The 19,368-nt window shown below is 67.8% G+C and carries 14 protein-coding genes and 1 pseudogene; 9 read left to right on the top strand and 6 right to left on the bottom strand.

What is annotated here, in order from left to right; genetic code table 11:
- The first annotated feature begins 14 nt into the window (after positions 1-14).
- Both BAC01S_RS08250 and BAC01S_RS08245 read left to right on the top strand, forming a co-directional pair.
- Positions 15-1,214: an acetyl-CoA C-acyltransferase gene (locus BAC01S_RS08250; RefSeq protein WP_027794334.1), complete on the top strand. Its 1,200-nt coding sequence runs from the start codon at positions 15-17 to the stop codon at positions 1,212-1,214.
- Between the two features lie 97 nt (positions 1,215-1,311).
- On the top strand, positions 1,312-2,082 hold the full coding sequence (locus BAC01S_RS08245) for an enoyl-CoA hydratase (protein WP_027794333.1): 771 nt from the start codon (positions 1,312-1,314) through the stop codon (positions 2,080-2,082).
- A 51-nt stretch (positions 2,083-2,133) separates the two neighbouring features.
- Here the strand turns inward: BAC01S_RS08245 and fdhD are convergent, their stop codons facing one another.
- The gene (gene fdhD, locus BAC01S_RS08240; protein WP_027794332.1) at positions 2,134-2,958 is read right to left on the bottom strand and encodes a formate dehydrogenase accessory sulfurtransferase FdhD; all 825 of its coding nucleotides are present in this window, start codon (positions 2,956-2,958) and stop codon (positions 2,134-2,136) included.
- Between the two features lie 111 nt (positions 2,959-3,069).
- On the opposite strand from fdhD, the gene BAC01S_RS08235 reads away from it, so the two are divergent.
- Together BAC01S_RS08235 and BAC01S_RS30655 are read left to right on the top strand one after the other, a co-directional pair.
- Positions 3,070-3,552 carry a nitrate reductase associated protein gene (locus BAC01S_RS08235; protein WP_027794331.1) on the top strand — a complete coding sequence of 161 codons (483 nt, stop codon included), beginning with the start codon at positions 3,070-3,072 and terminating at the stop codon, positions 3,550-3,552.
- 175 nt (positions 3,553-3,727) lie between these two features.
- Positions 3,728-7,078, top strand: a complete 3,351-nt coding sequence (locus BAC01S_RS30655) for a sensor domain-containing protein (RefSeq protein ID WP_084168366.1) — start codon at positions 3,728-3,730, stop codon at positions 7,076-7,078.
- On the opposite strand, the gene BAC01S_RS08220 is transcribed toward BAC01S_RS30655, so the two are convergent.
- Entirely contained in the window at positions 7,018-7,419 is a 402-nt protein-coding gene (locus BAC01S_RS08220) for an acyl-CoA thioesterase (RefSeq protein WP_027794330.1), read from the bottom strand. The genes BAC01S_RS30655 and BAC01S_RS08220 overlap by 61 nt on opposite strands.
- Positions 7,420-7,629: 210 nt before the next feature.
- Between BAC01S_RS08220 and BAC01S_RS08215 the strand changes: the two genes are divergently transcribed.
- Positions 7,630-9,513, top strand: a complete 1,884-nt coding sequence (locus BAC01S_RS08215; RefSeq protein WP_027794329.1) for an ABCB family ABC transporter ATP-binding protein/permease — start codon at positions 7,630-7,632, stop codon at positions 9,511-9,513.
- Between the two features lie 26 nt (positions 9,514-9,539).
- On the opposite strand, the gene murU is transcribed toward BAC01S_RS08215, so the two are convergent.
- The gene (murU, locus tag BAC01S_RS08210; protein WP_027794328.1) at positions 9,540-10,229 is read right to left on the bottom strand and encodes an N-acetylmuramate alpha-1-phosphate uridylyltransferase MurU; all 690 of its coding nucleotides are present in this window, start codon (positions 10,227-10,229) and stop codon (positions 9,540-9,542) included.
- A 64-nt stretch (positions 10,230-10,293) separates the two neighbouring features.
- Positions 10,294-11,343 carry an aminoglycoside phosphotransferase family protein gene (locus tag BAC01S_RS08205; RefSeq protein ID WP_027794327.1) on the bottom strand — a complete coding sequence of 350 codons (1,050 nt, stop codon included), beginning with the start codon at positions 11,341-11,343 and terminating at the stop codon, positions 10,294-10,296.
- A gap of 221 nt (positions 11,344-11,564) precedes the next feature.
- On the opposite strand from BAC01S_RS08205, the gene BAC01S_RS08200 reads away from it, so the two are divergent.
- From BAC01S_RS08200 to rsmA, 4 genes are all read left to right on the top strand, one after another.
- Positions 11,565-13,934 (top strand): LPS-assembly protein LptD, encoded by a 2,370-nt coding sequence (locus tag BAC01S_RS08200; RefSeq protein ID WP_027794326.1) that lies wholly within the window; start codon positions 11,565-11,567, stop codon positions 13,932-13,934.
- Between the two features lie 101 nt (positions 13,935-14,035).
- Positions 14,036-15,403, top strand: a complete 1,368-nt coding sequence (locus tag BAC01S_RS08195; protein WP_027794325.1) for a peptidylprolyl isomerase — start codon at positions 14,036-14,038, stop codon at positions 15,401-15,403.
- A 13-nt stretch (positions 15,404-15,416) separates the two neighbouring features.
- Positions 15,417-16,439, top strand: a complete 1,023-nt coding sequence (gene pdxA / locus BAC01S_RS08190) for a 4-hydroxythreonine-4-phosphate dehydrogenase PdxA (protein ID WP_043201589.1) — start codon at positions 15,417-15,419, stop codon at positions 16,437-16,439.
- Positions 16,440-16,454: 15 nt separating this feature from the next.
- Entirely contained in the window at positions 16,455-17,288 is an 834-nt protein-coding gene (gene rsmA / locus BAC01S_RS08185) for a 16S rRNA (adenine(1518)-N(6)/adenine(1519)-N(6))-dimethyltransferase RsmA (RefSeq protein WP_027794323.1), read from the top strand.
- Positions 17,289-17,297: 9 nt separating this feature from the next.
- Here the strand turns inward: rsmA and BAC01S_RS30650 are convergent.
- Both BAC01S_RS30650 and panE read right to left on the bottom strand, forming a co-directional pair.
- Positions 17,298-18,237, bottom strand: a pseudogene (locus tag BAC01S_RS30650) (DMT family transporter).
- Positions 18,238-18,345: 108 nt separating this feature from the next.
- Complete coding sequence (panE, locus tag BAC01S_RS08175) at positions 18,346-19,293, bottom strand: 2-dehydropantoate 2-reductase (protein WP_027794322.1); 948 nt, start codon at positions 19,291-19,293, stop codon at positions 18,346-18,348.
- Positions 19,294-19,368: the final 75 nt, after the last annotated feature.

Here is a 19,368-nt window from a genome sequence, read left to right as displayed (position 1 = left end):
GATCGGAGTTACAGATGAGCAAACAGCTGCAAGACGCATACATCGTCGCCGCGAGCCGCACACCCATCGGCAAGGCGCCGCGCGGCGCGTTCAAGAACACCCGCCCGGACGAGCTGCTCGTCCACGCCATCAAGTCGGCGGTGGCGCAGGTGCCGGGCCTCGACACCCAGGTGATCGAAGACGCCATCATCGGCTGCGCGATTCCCGAAGCGGAGCAGGGCCTGAACGTGGCGCGCATCGGCGCGCTGCTCGCGGGGCTGCCGAACACGGTGGGCGGCGTGACCGTCAACCGCTTCTGCGCCTCGGGACTGACTGCGCTTGCGATGGCGGCGGACCGCATTCGCGTCGGCGAATCCGATGCGATGATCGCGGGCGGCTGCGAGTCGATGAGCATGGTGCCGATGATGGGCAACAAGCCCTCGATGTCGCCGCATATCTTCGACTCGAACGAGAACATCGGCATTGCCTACGGCATGGGTCTTACGGCCGAGAAGGTGGCGGAGCGCTGGAAGGTGAGCCGCGACGCGCAGGACGCGTTCGCGGTGGAGTCGCACCGCCGCGCGCTGGCCGCGCAGCAGGCCGGCGAATTCAACGACGAGATCGCGCCGTACACCATCGTCGAACGCTTCCCGGACCTCGCCACGGGCGAAGTCAAGGTGAAGGAGCGTCGGATTGCGCTCGACGAAGGTCCGCGCGCGGACACCTCGCTCGAAGGCCTCGGCAAGCTGCGCCCCGTGTTCGCGAACAAGGGTTCGGTGACGGCGGGCAACAGCTCGCAGACCTCGGACGGCGCCGGCGCGCTGATCGTCGTCTCCGAAAAGATGCTCAAGCAGTTCAACCTCACGCCGCTCGCGCGCTTCGTGAGCTTCGCGGTGCGCGGCGTGCCGCCGGAGATCATGGGCATCGGCCCGAAGGAAGCGATCCCGGCCGCGCTGAAGGCCGCGGGCCTCAAGCAGGACGATCTCGACTGGATCGAGCTGAACGAAGCGTTTGCCGCGCAGTCGCTGGCGGTGATCCAGGACCTCGGCCTCGATCCTTCGAAGATCAATCCGCTGGGCGGAGCGATCGCGCTGGGTCACCCGCTCGGCGCGACGGGCGCGATCCGCGCTTCGACGGTCGTGCACGGCCTGCGCCGCCGCAACCTGAAGTACGGCATGGTGACGATGTGCGTGGGCACCGGCATGGGTGCCGCGGGCATCATCGAGCGGCTGTAAGCGCTTCGGGCGCCCGGATGGCAGGCGCATCAACGACACGGTTCGCAGGCCTCGCGGTCTGCGGGCCGTTTTTCGTATCGACGAAGGAGACCAGAGGATGAGCAACGAAATCCTGATCGCCCGCGACAACGGCGTGCTGACGATCACCATCAACCGGCCCGAGCGCAAGAACGCGCTCACGCCGCCGATGTACCAGGCGATGTTCGACGCGCTGAAGGACGCGCACGCCGACACCGCCGTGCGCGCGGTGCTGCTTCGCGGGCATGCGGAGGTCTTCACGGCCGGCAACGACATCGAAGACTTCCTGAAGACGCCGCCCACCGGCGGCGAGTCGCCCGTCATGCGCTTCCTCGACGCCATCTCCAGCGCGACGAAGCCGCTCGTCGCGGCCGTGGCCGGTCCCGCGATCGGCGTGGGCACGACGCTCCTGCTGCATTGCGACATGGTCTATGCCGCCGATAACGCGCGCTTCGCCGTGCCGTTCGCGCAGCTCGGGCTGTGCCCTGAAGCGGCGTCCTCGCTGCTCCTGCCGCGCATTGCCGGCTACCAGGCGGCGGCGGAGAAGCTGCTGCTCGGCGAGACTTTCGACGCCGCCGAAGCGCATCGCATGGGCTTCGTGAACCGTGTGCTGCCGGCCGCCGAGCTCGACGCCTTCGTGGCGGGGCAGATGGCGAAGCTCGCGGCGCTGCCGGCCGCGTCGCTGCGCGTGACGAAAGCGCTCATGAAGCAGGCGAGCGAGCACGAGATCAAGACGCGCATGAGCGAGGAGGGCGTGCACTTCGGCAAGATGCTGCTCGCGCCCGAGGCGCGCGAGGCGTTCACGGCCTTCCTGCAGAAGCGCAAGCCCGATTTCCGCCAGTTCGACTGAAGCGCGAGCGCGAGGCCTCGCCGGACCGCTTCCGGCGGGGCCGTTGCGCCCTCAGGCCGTTTCGTAGTCCACGTAACCCGACTCGCGGCAGAAGCTCACGAGCCGCAGCCCGGCGCGCTTCGCGATGGCAATCGCGAGCGAGGATGGCGCGGAGATGGTCGCTAGCATCGGAATGCCGACGCGCGCCGCCTTGCGCACGAGCTCGTAGCTCGCGCGGCTCGACAGGAACACGAAGCCCTGCTGCGTGTCGGCGCGCTCGAGCACGAGCTGGCCGATCAATTTGTCGAGCGCGTTGTGGCGGCCGACGTCCTCGAACGCATGGAGGATGGCGCCTTCTGCGTCGCACCACGCGGCCGCATGCAAGCCGCCGGTGAGCTTCGTGAGCGCCTGATGCCGCGGCAGTTCGCGCGCCGCGCGCGCAATCGCTTCAGGGGCGAGGCGGCTCATGAACCCCGTATCCGGAACTTGTTCGGGCTCGAGGTCGAGCAGATCGATGCTCTCGATCCCGCACACGCCGCAGCCGGTGCGCCCCGCGAGCGCGCGGCGCTTCTCCTTGAGGCCGGCGAACGCCTGCTGGACGACCGTGAGATGGACTTCGGCGTGGGGCAGGTCCGCGTCCTCGCGCAGGTGGACCTCGATGTCCTGAATGTCGGCGTTGCGGCCGACGATCCCTTCCGAAATCGCAAAGCCCACCGCAAACGCTTCCAGATCGCACGGCGTGCACATCATCACCGCGTGCGAGATGCCGTTGAATACGAGCGCGACGGGCCATTCCTGGCCGACGCGGTCCACGGTCGTTTCGACCGCGCCGCCGCGGTGCCGGTGCACGCGCAGCTCGACGGCGCCGGGCTGGCCTTCGGTTTCCAGTGGGTTCAAGCGTGATGCTCCATGCAGCCTTGTGCAGCGCGGCTCGCGCGCCGCGCGGAAGGTTCTAAAATACCTCAGGCGGGCGTTCCCCGCTCGCGCCCGCCCAGCGAGGATACTGCCATGTCTTTGAACGAAGCTCCGCTTCTCTTCGGGTTCGAGGTCGAATCGTCGGAAAACCTCACTTTCATCCCCATGTGCGTGCGCTTCAATCTGGACCGTTTCGGGCTGCGCATCACGCTCGCCCAGTGGCAACTGCTGCCGTGGGAAGACCGGCGCCTTCTCGCGCGCTTCCCCGTGGACGAGGACGTCGAAATCGAGCCGAATTTCGACCACGCGCTCTTCGAAATGCTGCGCACGCACGCCAATGTCGAGCCCGAATGGTTCGAGCCCGACGCGGCGCCGGCCTGGCGCGACGTGAGCGCGGTGCCGGACGGCATCGGGCGCCAGGCGGCGCTGGCCGGCCTCGCGGAGCCCGGCGTCGCAGCGTGGGCGCGGCTCGCGCCGTTCCAGCGCTACGTGCTGGCCAAGCTCGCACGCAAGCCCGAGAGCAACCACGACTTCGCGCCCGCCATGCACGAGTTCGGCCTGGCGGCGCCGCTTTAGGCTCCTTTCGTCTTAAGTCCCCCTCTAATCGTCGGATTTTTGCCCTTTTTTCCTCAAGCCTTGCCGAGGCGTGCCGTTATCCGGTTTGGCGCAGCAGACGCCAGCCATTCGCACGCAGGTCGTTTTCCTTCGTTCCGCGCGTATCGAGCGGGGGACGAACGACGTTCGGCACACAATGAACCTTCTCTTTCCAAGACGCCAGCTCATTAATCTGGCGGTCGTTGCGGCAGCCGTCGGGGCCAATGCGTTCGTCGCCTGGACGCAGATCGGCGCGCAACGCGAGATCGACGCCCGGGCCGCCCAGGCGGCGCGCGTGAGGCACGATCTCGATCGTTTCCGCGGCGCGCTGGGCGGCGGTCTTGCCGCGTTCGGCCGCTATGAATCGACGGGCGAGACCGAGCCGGCGGACGCGCGCGCGCGGCGCGCCGCGACGCTCGAGCAGGCCGCGCGCTCGGTGAGCGCCGAACTGGCCGGCAACCCCGCGCTGGGCGGACGGTTCGACACGGTGGCGCTCGATGCGCTGGCGCTGGCGCGCGATGTCGACGACACCTTTGCGCGCGTCGAGCAGCGGGTTGCCGACGCGCGGGCGCAAGCCGGTGCCGCGGGGGCGATGACGCAACCTGCCGGCGCCGTAGCGCCTGCGGGTGCCGAGGCGGCCGCGCCCGAGGCCATCCCCACGGCCATCCCTGCGGCCATCCCTGCGGCCACGCCCACTTCGCCGCTTGCCGCGCTTGCCCCCGACGCCGCCACCTGGGCCACCACCGAGTACATCCGCCTCGACGCGGGCGTGGACCGGCTCGACGCCCGGCTCTCGGCGCTGCAGGGCGCGCAGGACCTGGCGCTGTCGGCCGCGCTCAGCGAGTCCTCGCGCTCGTCGAGCCATGCTTCGATCCTCCTGATCGTGACCATGCTCGCCGGCGCGACGCTGCTGCTCTATACCTTCGGCGCGCGCGAAAGCGCGGCCCGCGAAAAGCTGCACGGCACGCGTGTCATCAGCGAGGGGTTCCAGGGGCTGTTCGACGCCCATCCGGTGCCCATGTACGTATTCGACCGCGAGACGCTGGGCTTTCTCGCCGTCAACGCGGCGGCGATCCAGCAGTACGGCTACCGCGAGGAAGAATTCCTCACGATGACGATCCGCGACATCCGCGCGCACGAGGACGTCGCGCGTCTCGATCAATACCTCGCGCGCACGGACACGCTCACGCCGAACGTGCGCACGATGGCCGGCGTGTGGCATCACCGCCGCCGCAACGGCGCGACGATCAGCGCCAATATCTCGCACCATGCGCTGACGTTTCTCGGCCGCGCCGCCGTCTTCGTGCACGCCGAGGACGTGACCGAGCAGATCCTCGCCGAGGCCGAAGCGCAGCGCTCGAACCAGATGCTCGAGACGGTGATCGACAACATTCCGCAGCGCATCTTCTGGAAGGACGCCGAATCGCGCTATCTGGGCTGCAACATGACGTTCGCGCGCGACGCGGGGCTCGCGTATCCCGAGCAGATCATCGGCAAGACCGACGACGATCTGCCGTGGCGCGCCTACGCCGCGGTCATGCGGGCGCAGGACCGCGAGGTGCTCGAATCGGGGCTGCCGAACATCAACTTCGAAGAGGACATGACGGTGGGCGGCGTGCACAAGACCACGCTCACGAGCAAGCTGCCGATGCTGGACGGCGACGGCCGCGTGATCGGCGTGCTGGGCTCGCTCACGGACACGACCGAGCGCAAGCGCGCCGATCTCGCGCTGCGCCTGCAAAGCCGCGCGCTCGACGCCTGCGTGAACGCGATTCTCATCACGGCGCCGGGGCCGGGCGGCAGTAACCTGATCGAATATGTGAATCCGGCGTTCGGGCGGATCACGGGCTACGACCCGGCCGAGGTGATCGGGCTCGACAGCCGTCTGCTGCAGCGCGACGACCGCGACCAGGACGGGCTCGTCGCGATCCGCGAGGCGCTGGCCGCGAACCGCGAGGTGAGCGCCGTGCTGCGCAACTACCGCAGGGACGGCGGGCTCTTCTGGAACCAGCTACTGATCGCGCCGGTGCCCGATCTCGGAGGCCGCACGACGCATCACATCGGCATCATCAACGACGTCACCGCGCTGATCCGCTACCAGGAGCAGCTCGAATACCAGGCCAACTACGACAGCCTCACGCTGCTGCCGAACCGCAACCTGCTGCGCGACCGCCTGCAGCAGGCGCTGGTTTCCGCGCACCGGCACGAGCGCGGCGTGGCCGTGGTGTTCATCGACCTCGACGGTTTCAAGAACGTGAACGACAGCCTGGGCCACAGCGTCGGCGACCGGCTGCTGCGCGTCGTGGCCGAGCGCCTTGCGCGCTGCACGCGCACGAGCGACACGGTCGCGCGCCACGGCGGCGACGAGTTCGTGATCGTGCTGACCGACACCCTCGACGAAAAGTCGCTGATCAACTGGATGGAGCGGGCGCGGGCCATGATCTCGGAGCCCGTGTGGCTCGACGGCACCGAGCTCTACGTGGGCTGCAGCATGGGCGCGAGCCTCTTCCCGCAGGACGGCGGCGACGCCGAGGCGCTGCTAAAGAAGGCCGATGTCGCGATGTACCGCGCCAAGGACATGGGGCGCAACACCTTCCAGTTCTTCGAGCCGGAGATGAATGCGAGCGTGGGCGCGCGCATGAACCTCGAACGGCGCCTGCGCCGCGCGCTGCGCGACGGCGAGTTCCGGCTGCACTACCAGCCGCAGGTGGAGGTGGGAACGGGGCGCATCGTGGGCATGGAGGCGCTCGTGCGCTGGCACGACCCGGAAACCGGGGTCGTGCCGCCTTCGCAGTTCATTCCTGTCGCCGAGGAGAGCGGGCTGATCGGCCCGCTCTCCGACTGGGTGCTGCGCGAGGCCTGCCGCCAGAACCGCGCGTGGCAGCGCGCGGGGCTGCCGGCGGTGCGCGTGTCGGTCAACCTGTCGGCGCGCGTGTTCAATCAGCGCAATATCGCGCAGCTCGTGACCGAGGTGCTCGCGCAAACCGGTCTCGAAGCCTGCTGGCTCGATCTCGAACTCACCGAGAGCACGCTGATGCGCAACGCCGAAGAGGCGGTGTCGATGCTCAACGAGCTGCACGCGCTCGGCATCGGGCTTTCGGTGGACGACTTCGGCACTGGCTATTCGAGCCTGAGCTACCTGAAGCGGCTGCCGGTGGACCGGCTCAAGATCGACCGCTCGTTCGTGGCCGATATCGGCTCGGGCGGCGACGACGAAACCATCACCGCGGCGATCATCGCGCTGGCGCACGAACTGCAGTTGCTGGTGGTGGCGGAGGGCGTGGAGACGTCGTCGCAGTACGCGTTCCTGCGCGAGCGCGCCTGCGACGAGATGCAGGGTTTCTTCTTCGCGCCGCCGCTGCCGGGCGAAGAGGTCGCGACACTGCTTGGCGCGAGCATCGCGTACGAAGAAGGGGCCGGGATGCACGCGCCCGGCCCGGGCCCGGATCAGGTGCCGGCGAGCGGCGGCAGCGGGCGCGGCCGGCGGTCGTTGCCGGTGGCGACGTAGGTGAGGGTCGCTTCGGTCACCTTGACGACTTCGTCGGCAAGCCGCATGCGCTGGGCGTACACCTCGACCTCGACGGTCACCGAGGTCGTCCCGGTCTTGACGATCTCGGCATAGAAGCTCAGCAGATCGCCCACGAACACCGGCTGCTTGAAGAGAAACGAGTTCACGGCGACCGTGGCGACGCGGCCGTTCGCGCGGCGGCTCGCCGGAATCGAGCCGGCAATGTCCACCTGGGCCATGATCCAGCCGCCGAATACGTCGCCATGCACGTTGGCGTCCGAGGGCTGCGGCACGACGCGCAGCGCGGGCGGCTTGGGGGGGAGCGGGAGGGCGTCGGTCATCGGTCGTCCAGGAAAAGGGGAGAGTGTCGCGGGGAGAGTGCCGCGGCGGGCCTGGCAAGGCTGGCCTGAGCGGCGCCGGGCGCCTTCTGCGACAATACGGTAATTATGAATTGTACGGGAAAGCGGGGCCCAGGCCGGCCGCCGCGGGGCGTTCGCGCCGATCCCGTCGCCCGAAGTCCCCCATCCATCACGCGGTTTCCCGCTGTCGTCATGCGCCGTTTTCCCACCTCCAACGAACCGCCGCTGCCCGCCACCGGGCCACGCAACGACTGGCAGACCATCGTTTCGCTGCTGCCCTATCTCACCGCCTACCGGTGGCGCGTGGGTTTCGCGCTCACCTGCCTGATCGGCGCGAAGGTCGCGAACCTCGGCGTGCCGATCGTGATGAAGCACATCGTCGACGGCCTCGCTTCCGTGCGCCACCTCGCGGCGCTCGGCCGCGCCGAGCACGCGCCCGGCATCGTGCTGGTGGGCGGCATCGGGCTGCTCGTGGTGGCGTACGCCGTCGTGCGGCTCTCCACCTCGCTCTTCACCGAACTGCGCGAAATCCTCTTTTCGAAGGTGACCGAAAGCGCCGTGCGCCAGCTTGCGCTCAAGGTGTTCCGGCATCTGCACGGGCTCTCGCTGCGCTTTCACCTGGACCGGCAGACGGGCGGCATGTCGCGCGACATCGAACGCGGGACGCGCGGCATCACGCAGCTCATCTCGTACTCGCTCTACAGCATCCTGCCGACGCTGGTGGAAGTCGGGCTCGTGCTCGGCTTCTTCGTCGTGAAATATGAGGCGTACTACGCAATCGTCACGCTCGTCGCGCTGGCGGCGTACATCGTGTTCACCGTGAAGGTCACGGAATGGCGCACGCATTTCCGCCGCACGATGAACGAGCTCGACTCGCGCGCCAACTCGCGCGCGATCGATTCGCTGATCAACTACGAAACCGTGAAGTACTTCGGCAACGAGGAATGGGAGACGAAGCGCTACGACGAGAACCTGCATCGCTACCGCGCCGCCGCGATCCAGTCGCAGCATTCGCTTTCCGCGCTGAATTTCGGGCAACAGGCGATCATCGGCACCGGGCTCGTGTTCATCCTCTGGCGTGCGACCGAAGGCGTGATGGCGGGGCGGCTCACGCTCGGCGATCTTGTGCTCATCAACACGTTCATGCTGCAGCTCTACATTCCGCTGAATTTCCTCGGCGTGGTGTATCGCGAACTCAAGCAGAGCCTCACCGACATGGACCGCATGTTCACGCTGCTCACGGTCTCGCGCGAGGTGGCCGACGAGCCCGGCGCGCCGGCGCTGGCGGTGCGCGGCGGCGAGGTGTGCTTCTCGCACGTGAACTTCGCCTACGAGCCGGCGCGGCAGATCCTGCACGACGTGAGCTTTACGATCGCCGCGGGCACGACTACCGCGGTGGTGGGGCACAGCGGCTCGGGCAAATCGACGCTCTCGCGCCTCCTGTTCCGCTTCTACGACCTCGACCGGACGACGGGCGGCGCCATCACGATCGACGGACAGGATATCCGCGACGTGACGCAGGACTCGCTGCGCGCCTCGATCGGCATCGTGCCGCAGGACACGGTGCTGTTCAACGATTCGATCTACTACAACATTGCCTACGGGCGGCCCACGGCGAGCCGCGACGAAGTGATCGCGGCGGCGCGCGCGGCGCATATCCACGCGTTCATCGAGAGCTTGCCGAAGGGGTATGACACGCCGGTGGGCGAGCGCGGACTGAAGCTCTCGGGCGGCGAGAAGCAGCGCGTGGCGATCGCGCGCACGTTGCTGAAGAACCCGCCGATCCTGTTGTTCGACGAGGCGACTTCGGCGCTCGACTCGCGTTCCGAACGCGCGATCCAGCAGGAGCTCGACCACATCGCACGCGAGCGCACGACGCTCGTGATCGCGCACCGGCTTTCGACGGTGGTGCACGCCCAGCAGATCATCGTGATGGACCACGGCCGCATCGTCGAGCGCGGCACACATGCCGAGCTGCTGGCCGCGGCCGGCCATTATGCGCAGATGTGGGCGCTCCAGCAGCAGCGCGCGGCGCAGCCGGACGCGCAAATCGAGGCGGCGGCGGGCGGCGAGTGAATCTCGCCGCCCGGGCCGGCGCAGGGTTAAGCGCGCAAGGCTTCGTCGAGCGCGGCGAGTTGCGCCGGCGTCCCGACGTTTTCCCAGCGGCCGTCGTAGAGCTCGCCGGTGGCGCGGCCCTGTCCGATCGTCTCGCGATAGTACGGCGTGAGCGCGCGCTTCGTGCCGGTTGCGAGGTCGCGGAACATGCGCGTGTCGTAGAGGCCAATGCTGCCGAAGGTGCGGCGGGGTGCGCCGTCGAGCGCGAGCACGCCGTCCTCGCCCAGCACGAAGTCGCCGTTCGGGTGGAATGGCGGGTTCGGCACCATGACGAGATGCATGCCCGGCTCGGCTCTCGCAGCGAGCGCTTCGGCATGCGTAGCGAGGCGCGCGAAATCGTAATCGCTGAAGATGTCGCCGGCTACGCCGAGAAACACGGCAGGCTCGCCATGCGCCTCCAGCAGCGGCAGCGCCTGCGCGATGCCGCCCGCCGTTTCCAGCGCCTCGGCTTCAGGCGAATAGCGCAGCGTCACGCCAAAGCGCGTACCGTCGCCGAGCGCCGCTTCGATGCGCTCGCCCAGCCAGGCATGATTGATCACGATAGTCGTATAGCCCGCCGCGGCGAGCCGCTCGATCTGCCAGACGATCAGCGGCTTGCCGCCCGCGCTCAGGAGCGGTTTCGGACAGGAGTCGGTCAGCGGGCGCATGCGCTCGCCGCGCCCGGCGGCGAAGATCATCGCCGTGCGCTCGAAGCGGGCGCGGCTCATGGATTCGGCCTCGTCATGGGTCGGGATGGGGGAGTCAGAAGGTGTAGCCGGCCCCGGCGACCGTGCCCCGCAGCTCGTCGACGAGCCGCGCGAACGGCGCGAGCGGCCGGTAGCGGTGCGCGACCTTGCTCGCGTAGCCGAGGAAACGCGGCAGGTCGTTCATGTAGTGCGGCTTGCCGTCGCGATAGTTGATGCGGCAAAAGAGGCCCAGCACCTTGATATGCCGCTGCAGGCCCGTCCATTCGAGCTGGCGGTAGAACTCGCCGAAGTCGGCATCCACCGGCAGGCCGGCCTTCTTCGCGCGTTCCCAGTAGTGGGCGAAGCAGTCCAGCTCGAACTCCTCGTCCCAGCCGATGAACGCGTCGCGCAGCAGCGAAGCCACGTCGTAGGTGATGGGGCCGTACACGGCGTCCTGGAAGTCGAGCACGCCCGGGTTCGGGCTCGCGATCATCAGGTTGCGCGGCATGAAATCGCGCAGCATGAAGACCTGCGGCTGCTTGAGCGCGTTCTCGACGAGCAGCGCGAAGGTGCGGTCGAGCACGCCTCGCGTGGCCGCGTCCACCTCGCGCCCCAGGTGGCGCTGCAGGTACCACTCCGGCATCAGCTCCATCTCGCGGCGCAGGAAGGCTTCGTCGAAGGCCGGCAGCACGCCCTCGCGCGAGGCGAGCTGCCAGCGCACGAGCGCGTAGAGCGCTTCGTGCATCAGCTCGCGGGAGCGCGGGCCGGGGCCGGCGTCCTGTAGCGCCTTCAGGTAGGGGGCGGTGCCGAGGTCGGTCACGAGCATGAAGCCGGCGTCGAAATCGGCCTCCAGCACGCGCGGCACGTGCACGCCCGCGGCCGTGAGCAGTTCGGCGATCTGCACGAACTCGCGGCATTTCTCGGGCGGCGGCGCGTCCACGGCGATCAGCGTGGCGCCGTGCTCCCCCGCGCTGCCGATGCGGAAGTAGCGCCTGAAGCTCGCGTCGGCGGAAGCGGGGGCGAGCGTGGCGAGATCGAGGGCGTAGCGTTGCGCGTGGGAGGCGAGCCAGGCGGCGAGCAGGTCGAGGCGGGCGTCGGCCACGCGGGGCACGGCGATTGGAGTCATGAAAACCGGGAGCAGAATCAGTGGATCAACGTCTTGCCATATAATACCCCACGACTTTTTTGACGCGACTCGCGCCAAAGCCCGCATGACGGTACGCTTGCCGCCTTCATCGTCCGATGCAAGGCGCTTCCGCTGTGCGCCCGGTCTGAGCCGGGGCCCGCGCGAGAAGCGGGTGTCCCTGACCGGGGGCTGATGGCCGGGCCGATTCGCCAAAACCATACATGCCGCCCAGAAAGCTTTTCCAGACGATCTCCAGAAGTGACGACGGCGTGCCGGGCAAGCGGCGGCTCATCGCGGCGCTCGTGGCCGTGCCGGGCTTGATGCCCGCGATTTCGCACGCCCAGTTGTCGGGTGCGGCCGCCCAGCCCGAGCAGCTGGACGGTCCGTGGAGCCTGCGTCTTGCACCGCAGCTCGAAGACCTTCCCCCGGTGCCGGGCCAGCATCCGGCCACGTTCGTGCTCGGCGACTCGACCACGGGCACCACGGATACCGACCTCGCGGCCAAGGGCGCGGCGGAACTGCGCCAGGGCACCAACTCGGTCAAGGGCGACGCGCTGCACTACGACGAAGACACCGATATCGCCGACGCGTACGGCCACGTCGTGGTGTCGCAGGACGGCACGACCTTTGCGGGACCCGAAGGGCACCTGAAGGTCGAAGCGAACGAAGGCTTCATGCCGGCGCCGAAGTATCACTTCACGCTCACAGGGGGTTCGGGCAGCGCGGAGCGGGCGGACCTGCTCGACAGCGAACGCTCGGTGCTGACGAACGGCACCTACACGACTTGCCAGTGCACCACCAATCCGTCGTGGTACATCAAGGGCAGCGAGTTCGACTTCGATACGGGCGCCGACGAAGGCGTGGCGCACAACAGCGTCCTGTATTTTCAGAACATACCGATTTTCGCGAGCCCGTGGCTCTCGTTCCCGCTCTCGGGAGATCGCCGCAGCGGCTTTCTGCCGCCGACGTTCTCGATCGACTCGATGAACGGCTATGACATCGCGGTACCGTACTACTTCAACATCGCGCCGAACTACGACGCGACGGTCACGCCGGAGCTGATGTCCAAGCGCGGCCTGTTCACGACGGCGAACTTCCGGTATCTCACGCCGAACTACTCGGGGACGATGACCGGCACGTTCCTGCCGGACGATTCGCAGACGCACACGAACCGCTACGCGCTGTTCATCCAGCACAACCAGAACTTCGGTGACGGGTTCGGCGGTTACATCTACTACAACAAGGTTTCGGACAGCCAGTATCCGGAAGACCTGGCGTCGCCGGCTAGCCAGTTCCTGAACGGCACGCAGCTGCTGTATCAGCAGGAAGCCGGCCTCACGTACAACAACGGGCCATGGTCGGTGCTCGCGCGCATCCAGAACTGGCAGACGCTCGCGCCGTCCACGGCGCCGTACGGCCGCGAGCCCGAGTTGAACGTCAAGTACAACAAGTACAACGTCGATGGCTTCGACTTCGGAGCGACGGCCGACTACTCGCGCTTCACCATCACGACCCCGGACTCGACCGAAGGCGACCGTATCACCTTCAGTCCGTACCTGTCGTACTCGGTGATCGGGCCGGGCTACTTCGTCACGCCGAAGGTGCAGTGGCACTTCGCGTCGTACAACCTGAGCGAAATCGGCTCGGGTTCGCCCGTCGGGCAGCCGAAGGACTTCACGGAGCAGGTGCCCACCTTCAGCTTCGACTCGGGGCTCGTGTTCGAGCGCAACGTCCACCTGTTCGGCAGCGACTACATCCAGACGCTGGAGCCGCGCCTGTACTACGTGTACACGCCGTACCGGAACCAGGAGTTCGCGCCCCTTTTCGACACGGCCGAGTCGGACTTCGGGCTCGCGGAGATCTTCACGCCGAACACGTTCGTCGGCGACGACCGCATTGCCGACGCGAACCGCATTACCGCCGCGCTCACCACGCGCTTCATCGACCCGGCGACCGGCGACGAGCGCGCGCGCTTCGTGATCGCGCAGCAGTACTACTTCCAGGATCAGCGCGTGACGCTTCTGCCGGGCGAGACGCCGGCGGAAGCGACGCACTCCGATCTGATCGCAGGTGCGGCGCTGAAGATCGGGGGCGGTTTCGCTTCGGAAACGGCGTTCCAATATAATGCGGACAATAATCAGCTCACGAAGGCGAGCGTCGGTTTCGGATACAGCGCCGGCCCCGGCCGCGTGCTGAACATCGCGTACCGCTACACGCGCGCGAACACCACGCTCGACTACACGCCGATCAACCAGTTGCTGATCTCGGCGCAATGGCCGTTCTCGCACCGGGTGTACGCCGTGGGCCGCATCAACTACGATCTGGTTGGCCACGCCTTGGTGGACGGTCTCGTCGGTCTCCAGTACGACGCCGACTGCTGGACGCTCGGCATCGGTTTGCAGCGTTATTCGGACGGGGTCGACTCAGCAGGCGCCCAGACTTCGGGCACGCGGTTCATGGCGCAGCTGACGCTGAAGGGATTGGCGAAGGTCGACAACGGGCTGACGGCGGCGTTCCAGGCCGGCGTGGCAGGCTACACGCCGCTGCCCGCGATGCCGCCGCCGCAGTCGCGCTTCTCGGATTATCAATAACGCGTGATCCGTCGCGCTTTTCCGGAAACGGAAGGCGCGCGGGGCATCGCGGGGTCGGTGCATAGAGACGGGCGAAGCTGCCCGCCAACATTGGAGTATCTGTGGGAATCATGAAAAAGCTTCGCCTGGCAGCGTTTGCTGCGAGTTTCCTCGCCTTAGCGGGTCTCATGCCGGCCGCACCGGCGCAAGCGCAGGGTCTGCCCGCCAATCCGGGGCAAACCGTGGACACGATCGCCGCCGTCGTCAACGACGGCGTGATCACGCAGCGCGAACTCGACGATCGCGTGGGCCTCATCGTGCATCGCCTGCAGCAGCAGAACGCTCCGGTGCCGCCGATGCAGCAGATGCGCGCCCAGGTGCTCAACCAGATGGTGCTCGAGCGCATCCAGCTCCAGAAGGCGAAGGATGACGGCATCACCGTCGACGACGCGGCCGTGCAGCGCACGCTCGAGCGTCTCGCGCAGGCCAACGGCCTCGACCTCGCGACCTACCGTTCCCGCATCGAGGCGGCAGGCGTGCCCTGGACCACGTTCACGCGCGACGCGCGCACCGAACTCACGCTTTCGAAGCTGCGCGAGAAGGAAGTGGACAGCAAGATCTCGGTCACGGACGCGGAAGTCGCGAACTACATCGCGAGCCAGCGCGGGCCGAACGTGGGCCAGCAGAACGATCTGCACTTCGAGCACATCTTCATCAAGGCGCCGCTGAACGAATCGCAGACCGACATCGATACCGCGAAGGCGAAGGCCGACGCGCTGCTCAAGGAGGCGCAGTCGGGCGAGAAGTTCTCGAAGCTCGCCAAGTCGAACTCGCAGGCGCCCGACGCGAGCAAGGGCGGCGACATGGGCTTTCTGAACCCGTCGAAGCTGCCGCCGGAATTCGTGACCGCCGCCGCGACACTGCGTCCGGGCGAGGTCAGCCCGGATGTGATCCGCACCAACGACGGTTTCGAGATCATCCGCCTCGTCGACCGCCGCACGAGCCAGGGTACGGCCGGCGCCGCGCCGACGCTCGTGCAGACTCATGTGCGCCACATCCTGCTGCGTGTTGGCGAGGGCATGTCGGAGCCGGAAGCGCGCCAGAAGCTGCTGGAGATCAAGCGCGAGGTGCTGGCGGGCGGCGACTTCGCCAAGTTCGCGCGGACCTACTCGCAGGACGGCTCGGCTTCGCAGGGCGGCGATCTCGGCTGGATCAGCCCGGGCGAGACGGTGCCTGAATTCGAGCGCGCCATGAACTCGCTGCAGGACGGCCAGATCAGCGATCCGGTGCGCACCGAGTACGGCTATCACCTGATCCAGGTGCTGGGCCGCCGCGACGCCGAAGGCTCGGTTGCGCAGCAGATGGATCTCGCTCGCCAGGCCATCGGCCAGCGCAAGGCGGAACAGGCCTATGCCGACTGGCTGCGCGAGCTGCGTGACGGCGCCTACGTCGACTACAAGATCCCCGGCATGACGCCGCCGCAGAACTAAAGGAAAACGCGCCGTGAACGCCCCTGCATCCTCGTTGCCGGCTCCGCGAGGGGTGGGGCCGCTGCGTATCGCCATCACCACCGGCGAACCCGCCGGCGTCGGCCCGGAGCTGACTGCGGCGGCGCTTGCCGGCGCGGCGGCCCACTGGCCCGATGCCGAGTTCGTGGTCCTCGGCGACGCGGATCTCCTCGCGGCGCGCGCGGGTGCGGTGAACGTCGACTGGACCGCGCTTCAGGCCGGCTCCCGCGTGCGGGCCGAACATGTGCCGCTTGGCGCGCCCGCCCAGCCGGGCAAGCTCGATGCCGCGAACGGCCGTTATGTACTGAGCTTGCTCGACCGAGCAATCGACGGCGCGCTTGCGCACGAATTCGACGCCATCGTCACCGCGCCGCTGCAGAAGAGCACGATCAACGATGCCGGCGTGCCGTTCACCGGCCATACGGAATACCTCGCCGAGCGCACCGGCACGCCGCGCGTGGTCATGATGCTGGCGGGCACCGGCGCGCGGCCGCTGCGTGTCGCGCTTGCCACGACCCATCTGCCGCTCAAGGACGTCTCCGCTGCCCTTACGATAGACGGGCTGGTCGAGACCCTGCGCATCATCGATCACGACCTGCGCCGCCATTTCGGCGTGCCGCAGCCGCGCATCCTCGTCACGGGGCTCAATCCGCACGCCGGCGAGAACGGCTACCTGGGCCGCGAGGAGATCGAAACGATTACGCCGGCGCTGAAGCTTGCCTCGGACTCGGGCATCGACGTCCGGGGCCCCTATCCCGCCGATACGCTGTTCCAGCCGCGTTACCTGAAGGATGCGGACTGCGTGCTGGCCATGTTCCACGACCAGGGCCTGCCGGTCCTGAAATACGCGACGTTCGGCGAGGGCATCAACGTGACGCTGGGCCTGCCGATCATCCGCACCTCGGTCGATCATGGCACCGCGCTCGACCTCGCCGGCACGGGCCGTGCCGACGCGGGCAGCCTGATCGCCGCGATCGATACCGCCGTTTCGATGGCGCGGCACCGCCGCGCCCTCTGATTGATACTCCAGACGATGTCCAACAGCAGCAGACAGCACCAGGGCCACTTTGCGCGCAAGCGCTTCGGCCAAAACTTCCTTGTCGATACCGGCGTGATCGGCTCGATCGTCGACACGATTCGCCCGCAGCGCGGCGAGCGCATGGTCGAGATCGGGCCGGGTCTCGGCGCGCTCACCGAGCCGCTGATCGAGCGTCTCGCGACCCCGGAGTCGCCGCTGCATGCCGTCGAACTCGACCGCGACCTGATCGCGCGACTCACGAAGAAGTTCGGCGCGCTGCTCGAGCTGCACGCGGGCGACGCGCTCGCTTTCGATTTCAGCTCGCTCGCCGCGCCGGGCGAGAAACCGTCGTTGCGCATCGTGGGCAACCTGCCGTACAACATTTCGAGCCCGCTGCTGTTTCACCTCGCCGCATTCGCCCCTTGCGTGATCGATCAGCACTTCATGCTGCAGAACGAAGTGGTGGAGCGCATGGTCGCGGAGCCCGGCAGCAAGGCGTTCGGGCGCCTCACCGTGATGCTGCAGTACCGCTACGTCATCGACAAGCTGATCGACGTTCCGCCCGAATCGTTCCAGCCGCCGCCGAAGGTCGATTCGGCGATCGTCCGCATGATTCCGTATGCGCCGCACGAACTGCCCGAGGTCGACGAGGCGATGCTCGGCGAGCTCGTGACCGCCGCGTTTTCGCAGCGGCGCAAGATGCTGCGCAACACGCTTGGCGACTACCGCGAGCGCCTCGACTTCGAAGCGCTCGGCTTCGATCTGGCCCGCCGGGCGGAAGAGGTGCCGGTGGAGGAGTACGTGCGCATTGCCCAGGCGCTGGGACCGGCCGGGCAGACGGGCAGCTGAGCCGCGTCGTTAGCGCTCCTGCGCCCTGGCGGGCGCGTTCACCAGCGCGATGCCGGCCAGCACGAGCAAGGCGGCCAGCAGGAAGCGGCCGCTGAACGACTCGCCGAGCAGCAGCACGCCAAACGTCACGCCGAAGAGCGGCGTGAGAAACGAGAATACGGAAAGCCGGGACGCCATATAGCGCGTGAGCAGCCAGAACCAGGTGAGATAGCTCGCGAACGCGACGACGATGGCCTGATAGCCGAGCGCCACGATCGCAAGCGGCGTGACCGTATGCACTTCGAGCTGGCCGAGCCCCGCCGCGAGCGCGAGCAACACCACCGCCGACACCGCTAGTTGATAGAAAAGCGTCTTGCTCGCGCTGATATGGGCGAGCGTGCTGCTGCGCACGACCACCGTAGTCGCGGCCCACAGCGCGCCGCCGAGCACGCCGAGCGCGTCGCCGGCAAGACCGGTCAGCGTCGCGCGCCAGTCCCCCCGCGCCGTTGCGTGCGAAACCATCCGCAAACGCGAGCGCCATGCCGGCGAACGCCACCGTGATGCCGATCCACTGCGTGCGCCGCATGCGCTCGCCCGGCGTGAACCAGTGCAGGCCGAGGGCCGTGAAACAAGGTGCGGTGTAGAGGAACACGGCCATGCGCGACGCGCTCGTCATCGTGAGCCCGAGGAAGATGCAGACGAACTCGCCGGCGAACAGCACGCCCGCGAGCAGGCCGGCGCCGAGCGTACCGTCTTCGCGAAAGAGCGGCGTGCCGCGCCGGCTCGCCCACCCCCACACGAGCACTGTTGCGATCGCCGAACGCAGCCCGGCCTGAAACACGGGCGGCAGCGCGACATTGGCGCTCTTGATGGCGACCTGCTGCAAGCCCCAGATCGCGCAGAGCACGACCATCAGGATCACTGCCTGGCTGTCTGGCGCGCGGCGGGCTGGAAGGGCAACGGTGCTCATCGGTCGGTCGGGGAACGGCTGTAAGGCGGATCGTTACGATAACAAATCCGTCTGTAAGGAACGCCGATACCCCTGACGCGGGCAGGGAGCGCTGCCCCGGCTGGCCCTTCAGTTCGCTACGTCGCGCTGGGCCTCGTAGGCCTTCAGGTGGCTGTAGGCGACGCGCAGCACCGAAAGCGCGTCGCCGGCCTGCGCCGCGGCGCCGCGCCGGATCAGGTCGCCGAGCACGTGGTCGGCTTCCGTGCGGGAGCCGTTCTGCACGTCGCGCAGCATCGAGGCCGTGAGCGGCGAGCCGGCGGCGAACAGCATCGAGCGCGAACGTTCGAGGAACGCATCGCGCACCGCATGGCCGTTCTCCGCGGCGACGGCGCGGCATTCGGCGAAAAGGCGCTCGATGATCGCTTCGCCGTCGGGCGTCGCGAGAATGACACCTACCGGCGCGCGCATCAGACACGTCGAACCCGCGAGCGAGGCCAGGAATACCCACTTCTCCCACATCTCCTGGAGGATCCGCTCGCTGGCCTTCACGTTGAAGCCGGCATTCGAGAAAGTATCGGCGACAGCCTGCACGCCTGCGGAGATACCGCCGCCCAGCTCGCCGAAGGTGATGGCATGCGCGTCGTTCAGATGCACGATCTCGCGCTGGGCGTTGAGGGTCGAAGCGATCAGGCAGACGCCGCCCAGCACCGCTTGCGTGCCGAAGCGCGCCTGCAGCACGTCGAGATGACGCATGCCGTTCAGGAGCGGCAGGATCAGCGTGGACGGGCCCACCGCCGCAGCGAAGGAGTCGACGGCGCCGCCGAGATCGTAGGCTTTGCAGCTCAGCAGCACGACGTCGAAAGGCTGCGCGTTTCCCGCCTCGAGTCCGTCCTGCGTGATCGTTTTCACGTCGCGCAGATGGAGATCGCCATGCGGGCTATGGATCACGAGCCCTGCCTCGCGCAACTGTGCGGCGCGGGCTGGCCGGACCAGAAACGTCACGTCACGCCCGGCGGCGGCCAGCCTGCCGCCGAAGTAACCACCGGTCGCCCCTGCGCCCACTACCAGAATCCGCATGTCCGCTCCTCGAATCGATTGACTGCCTGATTTGCCGCCGCGTTGCCGATCCGGCCGGCAAATTCGGGATGGCGT

It is taken from the genome of Paraburkholderia acidipaludis NBRC 101816 (genome assembly GCF_000684975.1).
Taxonomy (GTDB): Bacteria; Pseudomonadota; Gammaproteobacteria; order Burkholderiales; family Burkholderiaceae; genus Paraburkholderia; species Paraburkholderia acidipaludis.
This window is presented reverse-complemented; position numbering and strand designations above follow the sequence as displayed.

What these genes read in the sequence shown, in the direction of transcription:
- BAC01S_RS08250 (WP_027794334.1), top strand. Translation starts at nt 15, where the DNA reads ATGAGCAAACAGCTGCAAGACGCATACATCGTCGCCGCGAGCCGCACA.
- BAC01S_RS08245 (WP_027794333.1), top strand. Translation starts at nt 1,312, where the DNA reads ATGAGCAACGAAATCCTGATCGCCCGCGACAACGGCGTGCTGACGATC.
- BAC01S_RS08235 (WP_027794331.1), top strand. Translation starts at nt 3,070, where the DNA reads ATGTCTTTGAACGAAGCTCCGCTTCTCTTCGGGTTCGAGGTCGAATCG.
- BAC01S_RS30655 (WP_084168366.1), top strand. Translation starts at nt 3,728, where the DNA reads ATGAACCTTCTCTTTCCAAGACGCCAGCTCATTAATCTGGCGGTCGTT.
- BAC01S_RS08220 (WP_027794330.1), bottom strand. Translation starts at nt 7,419, where the DNA reads ATGACCGACGCCCTCCCGCTCCCCCCCAAGCCGCCCGCGCTGCGCGTC.
- BAC01S_RS08215 (WP_027794329.1), top strand. Translation starts at nt 7,630, where the DNA reads ATGCGCCGTTTTCCCACCTCCAACGAACCGCCGCTGCCCGCCACCGGG.
- murU (WP_027794328.1), bottom strand. Translation starts at nt 10,229, where the DNA reads ATGATCTTCGCCGCCGGGCGCGGCGAGCGCATGCGCCCGCTGACCGAC.
- BAC01S_RS08205 (WP_027794327.1), bottom strand. Translation starts at nt 11,343, where the DNA reads ATGACTCCAATCGCCGTGCCCCGCGTGGCCGACGCCCGCCTCGACCTG.
- BAC01S_RS08200 (WP_027794326.1), top strand. Translation starts at nt 11,565, where the DNA reads ATGCCGCCCAGAAAGCTTTTCCAGACGATCTCCAGAAGTGACGACGGC.
- rsmA (WP_027794323.1), top strand. Translation starts at nt 16,455, where the DNA reads ATGTCCAACAGCAGCAGACAGCACCAGGGCCACTTTGCGCGCAAGCGC.
- panE (WP_027794322.1), bottom strand. Translation starts at nt 19,293, where the DNA reads ATGCGGATTCTGGTAGTGGGCGCAGGGGCGACCGGTGGTTACTTCGGC.